This is a genomic window from Amycolatopsis sp. NPDC101161 (assembly GCF_044768185.1).
Lineage (GTDB): Bacteria > Actinomycetota > Actinomycetes > Mycobacteriales > Pseudonocardiaceae > Amycolatopsis.
Genome location: NZ_JBIWPI010000006.1, coordinates 110,981 through 123,307, shown reverse-complemented (window position 1 = coordinate 123,307; position 12,327 = coordinate 110,981). Strand labels below are relative to the sequence as shown.

12 protein-coding genes are annotated in these 12,327 nt (G+C 71.3%); 4 read left to right on the top strand and 8 right to left on the bottom strand.

Going from position 1 to position 12,327, the window contains the following annotated elements; translation table 11 throughout:
- Positions 1–5: 5 nt before the first annotated feature.
- Together ACIRSS_RS39075 and ACIRSS_RS39070 are read right to left on the bottom strand one after the other, a co-directional pair.
- Positions 6–494: a DUF5130 family protein gene (locus tag ACIRSS_RS39075; RefSeq protein WP_400904237.1), complete on the bottom strand. Its 489-nt coding sequence runs from the start codon at positions 492–494 to the stop codon at positions 6–8.
- Positions 481–735 carry a hypothetical protein gene (locus ACIRSS_RS39070; protein WP_400904235.1) on the bottom strand — a complete coding sequence of 85 codons (255 nt, stop codon included), beginning with the start codon at positions 733–735 and terminating at the stop codon, positions 481–483. The genes ACIRSS_RS39075 and ACIRSS_RS39070 overlap by 14 nt, the downstream gene beginning before the upstream one ends.
- A 278-nt stretch (positions 736–1,013) precedes the next feature.
- Here ACIRSS_RS39070 and ACIRSS_RS39065 point away from each other — a divergent pair, with 278 nt between their 5' ends.
- Complete coding sequence (locus ACIRSS_RS39065; RefSeq protein ID WP_364455740.1) at positions 1,014–1,385, top strand: hypothetical protein; 372 nt, start codon at positions 1,014–1,016, stop codon at positions 1,383–1,385.
- Positions 1,386–1,546: 161 nt separating this feature from the next.
- Here ACIRSS_RS39065 and ACIRSS_RS39060 read toward each other — a convergent pair whose 3' ends face one another.
- The gene (locus tag ACIRSS_RS39060; protein ID WP_329044121.1) at positions 1,547–2,044 is read right to left on the bottom strand and encodes an HNH endonuclease; all 498 of its coding nucleotides are present in this window, start codon (positions 2,042–2,044) and stop codon (positions 1,547–1,549) included.
- 358 nt (positions 2,045–2,402) lie between these two features.
- On the opposite strand from ACIRSS_RS39060, the gene ACIRSS_RS39055 reads away from it, so the two are divergent.
- From ACIRSS_RS39055 to ACIRSS_RS39045, 3 genes are all read left to right on the top strand, one after another.
- Positions 2,403–3,389, top strand: a complete 987-nt coding sequence (locus ACIRSS_RS39055; RefSeq protein ID WP_400904233.1) for a mechanosensitive ion channel family protein — start codon at positions 2,403–2,405, stop codon at positions 3,387–3,389.
- 145 nt (positions 3,390–3,534) lie between these two features.
- Positions 3,535–3,918 (top strand): globin, encoded by a 384-nt coding sequence (locus ACIRSS_RS39050; protein WP_400905856.1) that lies wholly within the window; start codon positions 3,535–3,537, stop codon positions 3,916–3,918.
- The gene (locus tag ACIRSS_RS39045; RefSeq protein ID WP_400904232.1) at positions 3,915–5,465 is read left to right on the top strand and encodes a glycoside hydrolase family 13 protein; all 1,551 of its coding nucleotides are present in this window, start codon (positions 3,915–3,917) and stop codon (positions 5,463–5,465) included. The genes ACIRSS_RS39050 and ACIRSS_RS39045 overlap by 4 nt, the downstream gene beginning before the upstream one ends.
- Here the strand turns inward: ACIRSS_RS39045 and ACIRSS_RS39040 are convergent.
- Genes ACIRSS_RS39040 through ACIRSS_RS39020 form a run of 5 tightly spaced genes read right to left on the bottom strand, consistent with a single transcriptional unit; the run spans position 5,462 to position 12,266 of the window.
- Entirely contained in the window at positions 5,462–5,896 is a 435-nt protein-coding gene (locus ACIRSS_RS39040; RefSeq protein ID WP_400904230.1) for a hypothetical protein, read from the bottom strand. The genes ACIRSS_RS39045 and ACIRSS_RS39040 overlap by 4 nt on opposite strands.
- A 39-nt stretch (positions 5,897–5,935) precedes the next feature.
- Complete coding sequence (locus tag ACIRSS_RS39035; RefSeq protein WP_400904229.1) at positions 5,936–6,184, bottom strand: hypothetical protein; 249 nt, start codon at positions 6,182–6,184, stop codon at positions 5,936–5,938.
- 52 nt (positions 6,185–6,236) lie between these two features.
- Positions 6,237–6,872, bottom strand: coding sequence for a hypothetical protein (locus ACIRSS_RS39030; protein WP_400904227.1), 636 nt, complete (start codon positions 6,870–6,872; stop codon positions 6,237–6,239).
- Positions 6,865–7,284 (bottom strand): acyl-CoA thioesterase, encoded by a 420-nt coding sequence (locus ACIRSS_RS39025; protein WP_400904226.1) that lies wholly within the window; start codon positions 7,282–7,284, stop codon positions 6,865–6,867. The genes ACIRSS_RS39030 and ACIRSS_RS39025 overlap by 8 nt, the downstream gene beginning before the upstream one ends.
- Positions 7,281–12,266: an NAD-glutamate dehydrogenase gene (locus ACIRSS_RS39020; protein WP_400904224.1), complete on the bottom strand. Its 4,986-nt coding sequence runs from the start codon at positions 12,264–12,266 to the stop codon at positions 7,281–7,283. Before ACIRSS_RS39020 ends, ACIRSS_RS39025 begins: the two co-directional genes overlap by 4 nt.
- Positions 12,267–12,327: the final 61 nt, after the last annotated feature.

Sequence of the window (12,327 nt, the reverse complement as noted above, 5' to 3'; positions counted from 1 at the left end):
CTACGTCAGCGGGGCGCGGGGCCCGCCTGGTCGGACAGCATGCGCAGCGCGTTCACCAGGCCGTTGACCAGCCCGCGAACCAGGTCGCCCTCCTTGAAGGACGCCACCATGCTCGCCACCGCCAGCTTGCAGCCGCGGTCGGGGAGGCGGACGTGCGCCGTCGTGCCCGTCACGATCTCGATCAGCTTCTCGCCCGGCGAGACCGCGATCAGGACCGAGTTCGCCGGGTCCGCCGTCGTCGCGTGCAGCTTCTCCGCCGCCGCCCGGCTGTCCGGGCCCAGCTCGCCGAGGTACAGGCTGAAGTCGAGGCCGGTCTCGCGGCTCGCGAACGTCAGCGCCTCGTCCAGGCGGCTCAGCTGGCGGGTGTTGAAGGGGCTCGTCGGCGCCTCGGGCTCGTACATCTTGGCGGCCGACACGCGACCGCTCGACGTCAGAGCCTCGCCGTAGCCCAGTTCGGACTCGTCGACGCGCTTCGTCAGCTCACCAGTTGCCACGAGCGCCTCCCGCCGCGGTCGGGGCGCCCTCGGGCGCGCTGTTCTCGGCACCGGCGTGCCGGTGCCCGGCGCCGACCCCTTCGGGGTTGGCGCTCCACCACATGGCCGGGTACTCCCAAGCCTGGCCGGACCGGTACCGCGGGGCCCCACCGGACCTGCGCCGGAGCGTCAGCAGCCCGGCGAGACCGTAGATGGCCAGCGGGATCACGGCGAAGACCACGATCGTCTCGACGATGTTCACGGCGCTGAGCGTATCGGATGACCTCGGCGGCCACCGCGTGCGCCGCACTCGACCGTTCGTCGTAAGCCGAGTGCCGTCCGCCGCTTGGCTCGCGGCGACTGGAACGTTGGGGCGAAGACCGTCGGGCCGAAAGGTTGCAACTCAACGTACAGGCGGCCGCACCCGCCGCTGTCGTCTTGTCGCAGCCTTGAAATCCTCGTAGCTTTTTCACCTGTACGGGCCTTGCGCCCCGCTCCCCAGCCCCAGCAGGTAACGCACCGGTCCCAGGAGGCCTTGCCATGAACAGCGCCCACACCCCCGCACAGGCGATCACCGAGACCTTCTCGTCACCCAGCGACACCGAATTCGTGCCCGGAACGCGTGTGACGGCGGGCACAAGGGTTACCCGGGGTACACGCGTCACGCGGGGTACACGGGTGACGGCGGGAACGCGGGTCACGGCGGGCACCCGGGTGACGGCCGGGACGCGCGTCACCCGCGGTACGCGGGTCACCAGGGGCACCCGGGTCACGATGGGCACGCGCGTCACGGCGGGCACGCGCGTCACCTGCGGCACCCGCGTCACGCGAGGCACCCGCGTGACCCGCGGCACGCGCGTCACCATGGGGACCCGCGTCACCTGCCAGAGCGACTACGCGCTCGCTGCCTGACCCGTACTCCAGGGCCGCACGCACTACCTGAACACGCGCCAGCACCCGGCTCGCCCCGGCCGCCGCACAGGCAGCCGGGGCGCCGGCATGTCCGGGGCTCCGTCAGCCGGCCGACCGCTGCTTCATCGGGGCTCCGCCACCCGGAGCCCCCGAAGGATGAGTCAGGCGGCGGAGCCCAGATACGGACGCCAAAGCGGATCGGCCTCCTTGGAGTGCGCGAGCAGCCGCCAATGCGGGCCGTGGGGCGCCCGCGGGACGACGCGCAGCCGCCAGCCGATCTCCGAGAGCAGCCGGTCCGCTTTGCGGTGGTTGCACTTGGCGCAGCAGGCGACGCAGTTCGTCCAGGCGTGAGGTCCGCCACGGCTGCGCGGGATGACGTGGTCGATCGTCTCGGCCCGCCCCCCGCAGTAGGCGCAGCGGTACCGGTCGCGGTGCATCAGCCCGGCGCGGGTGAGCGGGACCTGCGCCCGGTAGGGCACGCGCACGTACGTGCTGAGCCGGATCACCGAGGGCACCGGCAGCGACACCTTGGCCGAGTGCAGCTCGATGCCGCCGGGGTCGCCGTGCACCACTTCGGCCTTGCCGCACATCACCAGCACCACGGCCCGCCGCAGCGGTAGCGCGGTCAGCGGCTCGAAAGTGGCGTTGAGCAGGAGCACCCGGCGCCGGCCCCAGGCCGGGGCGGCCGGATCCCGGCCTCTACTACGCTGTCCGGGCGGGCGGGTAACTCCCCCTGGGCGGTTCCCCGGCCCGGCCGGGACGGCTCCGCCGGATGCGGAACCCCCCGGATAGGCGCGCAGGACCACCTCTGGCGTCTCATCGGCCATGGCTTGGCCGGAGGCGCCGCGGGGGCTGGGTTGTCGGTCTGGCACTCGACCACCTCCAGGGGCGTAGGCATAGTCGACCACAGAACAGGCCCCCAGCGCACGTGTGTTACAAGACGTGTCACATCCGCGCGACCCAACATCCACTTACAGTTGGGCTCACCGACCTGATCGGAAGGATGATCGAACTCCCGTGTCTCCCCTGCTCCCCTCCACCAAGCCGCCGTGCGTCGATGACGTGAGCACCTTCTGTCACCAGGTGTATCTGGCGACGAACAACGAGTGGCTGGCGGGCTCGGCGAACTGGCTGCTGACCAAGCCGCTGAAGATCCTGATGATCATCGTGATCGCGTTCGTCGTGCGGTTGATGGTCAGACGGCTGATCAACCGCGTCACGACGCTCCCCAGAGGCAGCGGGAAGCTCCCCGCCCTGCTGCGTCCCCTGCGTGAGCGGGCCCCCGAGGTGCTCGGCTCCGCCGTGATCGAACGGCGCCGCCAGCGTGCCCAGACCATCGGCTCGGTGCTGAAGTCGATGGCCACGTTCCTGATCTACGGACTCGCGTTCATCCTCGTGCTGGGCGAGCTGGGCATCAACCTCGGCCCGATCATCGCCTCGGCGGGCATCATCGGCGTCGCGATCGGGTTCGGCGCGCAGAACCTCGTGAAGGACTTCCTGTCCGGCATCTTCATGATGGTCGAGGACCAGTACGGCGTCGGCGACGTCGTCGACATCGGCGAGGCGACCGGCACCGTCGAGGCCGTCGGCCTGCGGATCACCACGCTGCGCGACCTCAAGGGCACGGTCTGGTACGTCCGCAACGGCGAGGTGCTGCGCGTCGGCAACTCGAGCCAGGGCTTCGCCGTCGCGGTCGTCGACGTCCCCCTCGGCTACACGGCCGACGTCGAGCGCGCGTCCACAGTGCTCGCCGAAGCCGCCTCGACGGCGACCGAGAGCGACCTGCTCAAGGACAACGTGCTGGAGCCGCCGGAGATGCTGGGCGTGGAAAGCGTCACGCCGGAGGGCCTGCAGCTGCGCCTGACCGTGAAGGTCCGGCCGGGCAAGCAGTGGGCCGTCCAGCGGGCCCTGCGCGCCCAGCTGCTGGCGGCCCTGGAAGAGGCCGGTTTCGAGCCCCCGCTCGGCCGCCTGTTCCCCGCCGCGGCCCCCGCCATCGAGAAGTAGCGGGACCCCGCGGCCGGCTCGTGAAGTGCGTCACGACCCGGCCGCGGTGGTTACGCTGGGGAACGGGTTCGCGACCTTCCGGCGAGGGGCGGGACCGGGCGTCGGGAACCCGTACCGGAAGGGCAAAATGGAAGGCGTGTCTGCAGTGAGCGAACCGGCGAACCTCTACGAAGCGGTGGGCGGCGAACCCACGTTCCGCCGGATCGTCGGGCGGTTCTACGAGGAAGTCGCGCGTGACGAGGTCCTGCGCCCGCTCTACCCCGAGGAGGACCTCGGCCCGGCCGAGGAGCGCTTCCGGCTGTTCCTGATGCAGTACTGGGGCGGCCCGCACACCTACTCCGACCGGCGCGGCCACCCGCGGCTGCGGATGCGCCACGCGCCGTTCAAGATCGGCCCGATCGAGCGCGACGCCTGGCTGCGCTGCATCCGGATCGCCGTCGACGAGGAGAACCTGGAAGAGCCGTACCGCGGTCAGCTCTGGGCGTACCTGGAGATGGCGGCGCACAGCATGATGAACAGCTTCGTATGAGACCCGGCGCCTGGTGGCGAGATGCCGTCTTCTACCAGGTCTACGTGCGCTCGTTCGCCGATTCGGACGGTGACGGCGTCGGAGACCTGGAAGGCATCCACTCCAGGCTCGGTTACTTGGAGCTGCTGGGCGTGGACGCGCTGTGGCTGACGCCGTTCTACCGCTCCCCGATGGCCGACCACGGCTACGACATCGCCGACCCGCGCGACGTCGACCCGATGTTCGGCACCCTCGGCGACTTCGACGTGCTGCTGACCGAGGCGCACAAGCGCAACATCAAGGTCACCGTCGACGTCGTGCCCAACCACACCAGCAACCAGCACTCCTGGTTCAAGTCGGCGATGGCGGCCGCGCCGGGCAGCCCGGAACGCGACCGGTACATCTTCCGCGACGGCGTCGGCCCGAAGGGCGAGGACCCGCCGAACAACTGGGTCAGCGCGTTCGGCGGCCCAGCTTGGACCCGGGTGCCGGACGGGCAGTGGTACCTGCACCTGTTCGCGCCGCAGCAGCCGGACCTCAACTGGACCAACCCCGAGGTCGCCGCCGACCTGGAGCGGACGCTGCGGTTCTGGCTCGAACGCGGGGTCGACGGCTTCCGCATCGACGTCGCGCACGGCATGGCCAAGCCGCCCGGCCTGCCGGACATGGACCCGCGCGCGGACGCGCTCGGGCCGAGCCACTACTACGACCCGCGCTGGGACCACGACGGCGTCCACGAGATCCACCAGATGATCCGCAAGGTGCTCGACGAGTTCCCGGACGCGATGGCGGTCGGCGAGATCTGGGTGACCGACGAGGAGCGCCTGTCCCGCTACCTGCGGCCCGACGAGCTGCACCTGGCGTTCAACTTCCGCCTGGTGCTGACGCACTTCGACGCGGACGCGATGCGCACGGCCATCGAGCGTTCCCTGGCGGTGCCGGCCCGCACGGGCGCCCCCGCGACCTGGACGCTCGGCAACCACGACGTCTGGCGGCAGGTCAGCCGCTACGGCGGCGGGGCGGCCGGCGTGCGGCGCGCGCGGGCGATGGCCCTGGTGGAGCTGGCGCTGCCGGGCGCGGTGTACCTGTACAACGGCGAAGAATTGGGGCTGGCGAACGTCGAGCTGGCGCCGGCCGACATGGCCGACCCGCGCGCGAAGACGAGCGGGGCCGAGTTCGGCCGCGACGTCTCCCGGGTGCCGCTGCCGTGGGAAGGCGACCTGCCGCCGTTCGGGTTCTCGCGCAACCCGCGGACGTGGCTGCCGATGCCGCCGGCGTGGGCCGGGCTGACGGTCGAGAAGCAGATCGAGGACGCCGATTCGACGCTTTCCCTGTACCGGCAAGCGATCGAGCTGCGGAAGACGCATCCGGCGTTCGGCGGCGAGGAGCTGGAGTGGTACGGCGCGCCGGCGGGCTGCTTCGCGTTCCGGCGCAAGGGCGGTGGGCTCGTGTGTGCGCTGAACACGTCGGCGTCGCCGATCGCGCTGCCGCCGGGTGAGGTGCTGCTGTCGAGCAGCCCGCTGGTGGACGGGAAGCTGCCCGCGGATTCGGCCGCCTGGCTGGTCTAGAGCGGCACCCACCGGCCGGGCTTGACCACGTCGGCCGCCTCGGGTGCGGGGCCGCGCGTGAGCTGGTTGACGCGCTGGTGCGACAGGCCGAGCAGGTCGGCGATCGCGCGTTGCGAGAGCCGGCCGTTCAGCGTGGCGACCAGGCGGGCGCGGACGCCTTCCCGCCACTCGGCGACGTCCTCGGCGATCCGGTGCGCTTCCTGGTACTGCAGGACGAGATCGGTGGCGTCCTGGTCCTCGAACTCGTAGCGCCAGCGGAGGAAGAACCGCTCGGGCGGGAGGCCGGTCAGGTTCGCGATGACCTTGCGCATGCCCGGATCGACGTCGGGGAACCGCTTGAACTCGCCCGCGGCTTCGACGCCGTCGGCCGTCTTCGCGATCCACTGGCCGGCCTCGCGGGTCACGGTCACGGTGAACGCCGGAAACCTCATCGCTCGCCTTTCCCACGGGAAGGCGCGGACTTTAACACGTCAGCCGTTCTGATTGCCCGAACCGTCGTCGAAGGCGCCACTGGCCAGCCACGCGACGAGCGCCGCGGCCTGGAGGTAGGGCGCGGCTTGGGCGGCCGCCCGGCCCGCCGCTCGCGCGCGGCCCCACCTCTCAGGACGCTCGGCGCGCTCCGGCGCCTGCTCCCCCGGCGGACGGTCGCGCCGCCACGGCGTTTCCTCGGCGCGGACACCGTCGAGGAAGTCTGCGGTCGGATCGTCGTCCGGGGTCATGCCTCCAGCGTGCCACCGTTCGGCGCGAACGGTGGCCGTCGTAATGAATCCGTCAGAACAGCAACGGCAGCAGCGCGTGGCGGCGCCGGACGATCGCGCCGTAGCGCGCGTCCAGCCGCAGCCACGAATCCGTCGCCGACACGCGGACGACGTCCTCGGCCAGGTCCGCGTCCACGAACCCCATCCCGGACATCGCGAACAGGCAGCGCATCTGGACCTTGACCTCGACCGCTTCGCCGGACACGGTCAGCACCGCCTGGTCCATCAGCGACGCCGGCGGGTTGCCGTGCGGACCGGCGTTGTCCCGGGCCAGGGTGACGCCCCGGTCGGCCAGTTCCGCGACGACCCGCGCGGGCAGCTCGTCGACCAGCGGCCAGCGGCCGGACGGCGGCAGCTCGCCGTGCCAGAGCAGGTCGCGGGCCGGGCCCGGGTCCATCCGCGGGCCACCCGCCACGGTCAGCGCCGCCAGCAGCTCGTTGCCGGACACCGTGACGTCGCCGGGGGTGACGTCACCGGCCACCGCGCGGGTCGCGAAGCACTCGAACGGCGTCGCCGTCCAGGCTTCGACCACGCCATCGCCGCGCTGCCGCAGCCGGACGGCCGTCTGGCCGTCCAGCCGGACCGCGCGGGCGACGAACGCCCCCAGGGTCTCCCGGTCGGCCGCGTCCGGCACGAACAACTCAGGCATCCGCGAACCCCTGCTTCAGAAACTCCGACTCGGGCGGGCTGAGCCTACGCGGCCGCAACGCGACCGTGTCGTACGGCGCCAGCACCGTCTCCGCCAGCACCGCCACCGGATCGTCCGCGGCCGGCCCGGTGTGGACCCGGTAGGCCAGCGTGAAGCTGGCCGCCCGCAGTTCCGTCAGGTCGATGTCGACGCGCAGCTGCTGCCCGGACACCACGATCGGCGCCTTGTAGGCCACCTCCAGCTTGACCACGACGATGCCCTTGGGCAGCTGGTCGAGCCCGGCCTCGACGGCGCCCTTGAACAGCAGCGGGATCCGCGCCTCTTCGAGCAGCGTCACCATCTTCGCGTGGTTGATGTGGCCGTAGACGTCCATGTCCGTCCAGCGCGGGCGGACGTGCGAAACGTAGGTCACCGCACCGTGCTCCGGATCTGGCGGGCCGCCACCGAAAGCGTCGCGAGGTCGAGCCGGCCGGACTTGGTGATCTCGTCCAGCGCGACGCGCGCCCGCTGCAGCCGCGACGCGTTCGTCTTCTCCCACTGGGCGATCTTGGCGTCCGCGGACGAGCCGGGATCGCTGTGGCGCAACGCGTCCAGCGTGATCGCCCGCAGCGAGCCGTAGACGTCGTCGCGCAGCGAAAGCCGGGCGAGCGCGTGCCAGCGGTTGCCGCGTTCGAGCGCGCTGATCTCGGTCAGCATCTTGTCGACGTCCAGGTGGTCCGACAGCGCGTAGTACAGCTCCGCCGTCTCCGCCGGGCTGTGCGGTGCGTCCACGCCGACCTGCTGCTCGGCGAGCTCGGCCACCTCGGTGACGTCGAGCAGGCCGTACGTGTGCAGCAGCAGCGAAACGCGGCGCGCCAGCCCCTCCGGCACGTTCGCGGCGATCAGCTCGCTCACGTGCTTCTCCACCGACTCGGCCTCGCGGCCGCGCAGCAGGTCGCCGATCTTCGGCACCAGCTCGCCGAGCACCCGGCCGAAGCGCTTGATCTCCGACAGCGGCGCCAGCGGCTGCGGCCGGTTGGTGAGGAACCAGCGCGCGGCCCGGTCGAGCAGCCGCCGTGTCTCCAGCACCATCGCGTCGGCGACGTCGGTGTGCACGACGTTGTCGAGCGCGTCGATCTCCTGCCACAGGGCGGGCAGCTCGAAGACCTGCGTCACCACGGCGTACGCGCGCACCGCGTCGGTCGCCGTCGCGCTCATCTCCTCCATCAGCCGGTAGACGAAGGAGATGCCGCCGCCGTCGACGACCTCGTTGGCGATCATCGTGGTGATGATCTGGCGCTTCAGCGGGTGTTCGCCGATCGCGCTGCCGAACCGCTCGCGCAACGGCGTCGGGAAGTACTCGGGCAGCCGGGCCGCGAACACCTTCGAATCGGGCAGGTCGCTGGCCAGCAGCTCGTCCTTCAGCTCCAGCTTGACGTGCGCGAGCAGCGTCGCCAGCTCCGGCGAGGTGAGGCCCTTGCCCGCCTTCTCCAGCTCGCGGAACTCCGAGTTGCTCGGCAGCGCCTCGAGCTTGCGGTCGAACGCGCCCGCGGAGACCAGTGCCTGCACCTGCCGCGCGTGCACCGACAGCATCGGCGCGGCGTGCGCCCGGCTGACGCCGAGGACGGCGTTCTGCCGGTAGTTGTCCTTGAGCACCAGCGCGCCGACTTCGTCGGTCATCTCCTCCAGCAGCTCGTTGCGCTGCTCGCGCTCCAGCTTGCCGGTCTGCACGAGGTGGTCGAGCAGGATCTTGATGTTGACCTCGTGGTCGGAGCAGTCGACGCCGGCGGAGTTGTCCAGCGCGTCGGTGTTGATCTTGCCGCCGTTGCGGGCGAACTCGATCCGGCCCAGCTGGGTGAGGCCGAGGTTGCCGCCCTCGCCGAAGACCTTGACGCGCAGCTGCTTGCCGTCGACGCGGATGGCGTCGTTGGCCTTGTCGCCGGCCGCGGCGTGGGTTTCGGACTCCGCCTTGACGTACGTGCCGATTCCGCCGTTCCACAGCAGCTCGACCGGGGACAGCAGGATGGCCTGGATGAGGTCCATCGGCGCGAGCGCGGTGACGCCCTCCTCGAGGCCGAGCGAGGCGCGGACCTGCGGGCTGATCGGGATCGACTTCGCCGAGCGCGAGTAGATCCCGCCGCCTTCGCTGATCAGCGAGCGGTCGTAGTCGTCCCAGGAGCTGCGCGGCAGGTCGAACAGGCGGCGGCGTTCGGCGTAGGACGTCGCCGCGTCGGGGTGCGGGTCCAGGAACACGTGCATGTGGTTGAACGCCGCGACCAGCCGGATGTGCTCCGACAGCAGCATGCCGTTGCCGAAGACGTCACCCATCATGTCGCCGATGCCGACGACGGTGAAGTCCTCGGTCTGGGTGTCCTTGCCCAGCTCGCGGAAGTGCCGCTTGACGCTCTCCCAGGCACCCTTCGCGGTGATGCCCATGGCCTTGTGGTCGTAGCCGACCGAGCCGCCGGAGGCGAACGCGTCGCCCAGCCAGAAGCCGTACTGCCCCGAGACCTCGTTCGCGATGTCGGAGAACTTCGCGGTGCCCTTGTCGGCGGCGACGACCAGGTACGAGTCGTCGGCGTCGTGCCGGACGACGCCCGGCGCGGGCACGGTCTTGCCCTCGATCCGGTTGTCGGTCAGGTCGAGCAGGCCGGAGATGAACATGCGGTAGCAGGCGATGCCCTCGTTCAGCTGGGCGTCGCGGTCGATGCTCGCGTCGCCGGTCGCGACCGGCGGCCGCTTGACGACGAAGCCGCCCTTCGCGCCGACCGGCACGATCACCGCGTTCTTCACCGCCTGCGCCTTGACCAGGCCGAGGATCTCGGTGCGGAAGTCCTCGCGCCGGTCCGACCAGCGCAGGCCACCGCGCGCGACCTCGCCGAAGCGCAGGTGCACGCCTTCGACGCGCGGCGAGTAGACGAAGATCTCGAACCGCGGCCGCGGCTCGGGCAGGTCGGGCACGCCGGCCGGGTCGAGCTTGATCGCCAGGTACTGGCGGGGGTTCCCGGCGTCGTCGCGGACGTGGTAGTTCGTCCGCAGCGTCGCCCGGATGACGGCCATCAGCCGGCGCAGGATGCGGTCCTCGTCGAGGCTGGTGACCTCGTCGATCATCGCGCTCAGCTCGCTCGCCAGCGCCTCGGTCGCGGCTTCGCGGTCGGCGTCGCCCAGCTGCGGGTCGAAGCGGGCTTCGAACAGCCGCAGCAGCTTCGTCGCGATCTGGGTGTGCTTCAGCAGCGTGTTCTGGATGTAGTCCTGGGAGAACGCGCTGCCGGCTTGGCGCAGGTACCGCGAGTACGCGCGCAGCACGGCGGCCTGCCGCCAGGTGAGCCCGGCGCGCAGGACCAGGCCGTTGAGCCCGTCCACCTCGGCGTCCCCGCGCCAGGCGGCCTCGAAGGCGTCCTGGAAGCGGCCGCGCAGCTGGTCGACCGCGTGGTCGTCGGCCTCGTCGAGCATCTTCTGCGCGACGCGCAGGCCGAAGTCGTAGATCCAGCAGGCACCGCCGTCTTCGCGGTGCAGCTCGTACGGCCGTTCGTCGACCACCTCGACGCCCATGGCCTGCAGCACCGGCAGCACCTTGGACAGGGTGACGCCTTCGCCGCGCAGGTAGAGCTTGAAGCGCCGCTCGCCCGGCTCGGCGTCGGACGGCCGGTAGAACGACAGCGCCAGGTCGCCTTCGTCGGTCAGCGAGTCGAGGGCGCGCAGGTCGGCCAGCGCCTCCCGCGCCGAGAAGTCCTCCTTATAGCCCTCCGGAAAGACGCTCGCGAAGCGCTGCCCCTGCTCGGTCGCCGACTCCTCGCCGAGGACGCCGACGGCCACGCCGCCGTCCGACTGCTCGCGGCGCTCGTCGAGGACCGCCTCGACCATCCGGTCGTCCCAGCTGCGGACGGCGTCGTTCAGCCGCTCCTGGATCCGCTGCGTGTCCGGTTCCAGCCGGCGCGCGGGATCGGTGTGGACCATGAAGTGCACCTGCGCGAGGACGGTCTCCCCGATCCGCGCGCTGTACTCGAGCTGGGTGCCTTCGAGCTCTTCGAGCAGGACTTCCTGCATCGCCAGCCGCGACCGCGTCGTGTAGCGGTCCTGCGGGAGGTAGACGAGGCACGAGTAGAAGCGGCCGTACGGGTCGCGGCGCAGGAACAGCCGCAGCCGCCGGCGGTCCGACAGCGTGATCGCGCCGGTGGTCGTCGAGTACAGCGAATCGGTGTCGGCGGAGAACAGGTCCGCGCGCGGCCAGTTCTGCAGCACCTCGAGCATCCGCTGGCCGGAGAACGACTCCATCGGGAAGCCGGCGCGGTGGATGACCTCGCGGACGCGGTTGCAGACCACCGGGATGTCGAGGACGTTCTCGTGCAGCGCCGTCGTGGTGAACATGCCGAGGAAGCGGTGTTCGCCGGTGACCTTGCCCTCGGCGTCGAAGGTCTTCACGCCGACGTAGTACGGGTAGACCGGCCGGTGCACGGTCGAGGGCGCGCTCGCCTGGGTCAGCACCAGCAGCGACGGCGCCAGCGCGGACGTGGCGGTGTCCGGGCCCGCGGTGAGGCCGCGCGCGGCCAGGCTGTCCTGGCGCAGCACGCCGAGGCCGGACGCCAGGACCGCGCGCAGGGCGGGCTCCTCCGCGTCCGGGTGCGGGTTGTCGACCAGCTCGTAGCGGCGGTAGCCGAGGAAGGTGAAGTGGCCGTCGGCCAGCCAGCGCAGCAGGCGGGCGCCCTCGGCGACCTCGGCCTCCGGCAGGTGCGGCGGGTCGGTTTCGAGCTCGCTCGCGAGCTGGCAGGCCGTCTGGGCCATCTTCTCGGCGTCCTCGACGACCTCCCGGACGTCCCCGAGGACGCTGGAGAGGCGGTTGTCGAGCTCGCGGGCGCGGTTCGGGTCGGTGACGAAGTCGATCTCGATGTACATCCACGACTCGGCGGCCGAGTTCGCGGGCGGCTCGGCCGGGTCGGCCTGGGGGTGGACCTCCTGGAGCTCGCCGGTCAGGTCGCGGCTGACGACGACGATCGGGTGGACGATCCGCTGCACCTGCACGCCGTCACGGGCGAACTCGGCGGCGATCGAGTCGACCAGGTAGGGCATGTCGTCGGTGACGACCTGCACGACGGTGGCTTCGCGCGCCCACCCGTCCTCGGCGACGGTGGGGTTGAGCAGCCGCACGGCCGGGCGGCCGGGCATCCGGTGCTTGGCGAGCTGCAGGTGCGAGCGCACCGCGCCGACCAGGTTGACGGGCTCGTCGCCGACGATCTCCTCGGCCGGGATGTGCCGGTAGTAGAGCCGGATCAGCTCCCCGATCTCCGGCGCCAGCCCGGCGGCGGCGTCGATCAGGTCGTCCCTGATCTGCTCCGGGCTGGCCGGGGAGCGGCGGCCGAATTCGGGTTCGGTTTCGGCTCCGGTTCCGGGTGGGGACGAGACTCCGGTCGAGCTCATTCGAGGCAACTCTCCAGTATGCGTGAGGTGGCACCGTGCCGGTTCGGCGGTGAACCGGACC

Excerpts from the sequence above, each read along its gene's own strand:
- ACIRSS_RS39030 (WP_400904227.1), bottom strand. The coding sequence starts at position 6,872 with ATGCCTGAGTTGTTCGTGCCGGACGCGGCCGACCGGGAGACCCTGGGG.
- ACIRSS_RS39020 (WP_400904224.1), bottom strand. The coding sequence starts at position 12,266 with ATGAGCTCGACCGGAGTCTCGTCCCCACCCGGAACCGGAGCCGAAACC.
- ACIRSS_RS39045 (WP_400904232.1), top strand. The coding sequence starts at position 3,915 with ATGAGACCCGGCGCCTGGTGGCGAGATGCCGTCTTCTACCAGGTCTAC.
- ACIRSS_RS39035 (WP_400904229.1), bottom strand. The coding sequence starts at position 6,184 with ATGACCCCGGACGACGATCCGACCGCAGACTTCCTCGACGGTGTCCGC.
- ACIRSS_RS39065 (WP_364455740.1), top strand. The coding sequence starts at position 1,014 with ATGAACAGCGCCCACACCCCCGCACAGGCGATCACCGAGACCTTCTCG.
- ACIRSS_RS39040 (WP_400904230.1), bottom strand. The coding sequence starts at position 5,896 with ATGAGGTTTCCGGCGTTCACCGTGACCGTGACCCGCGAGGCCGGCCAG.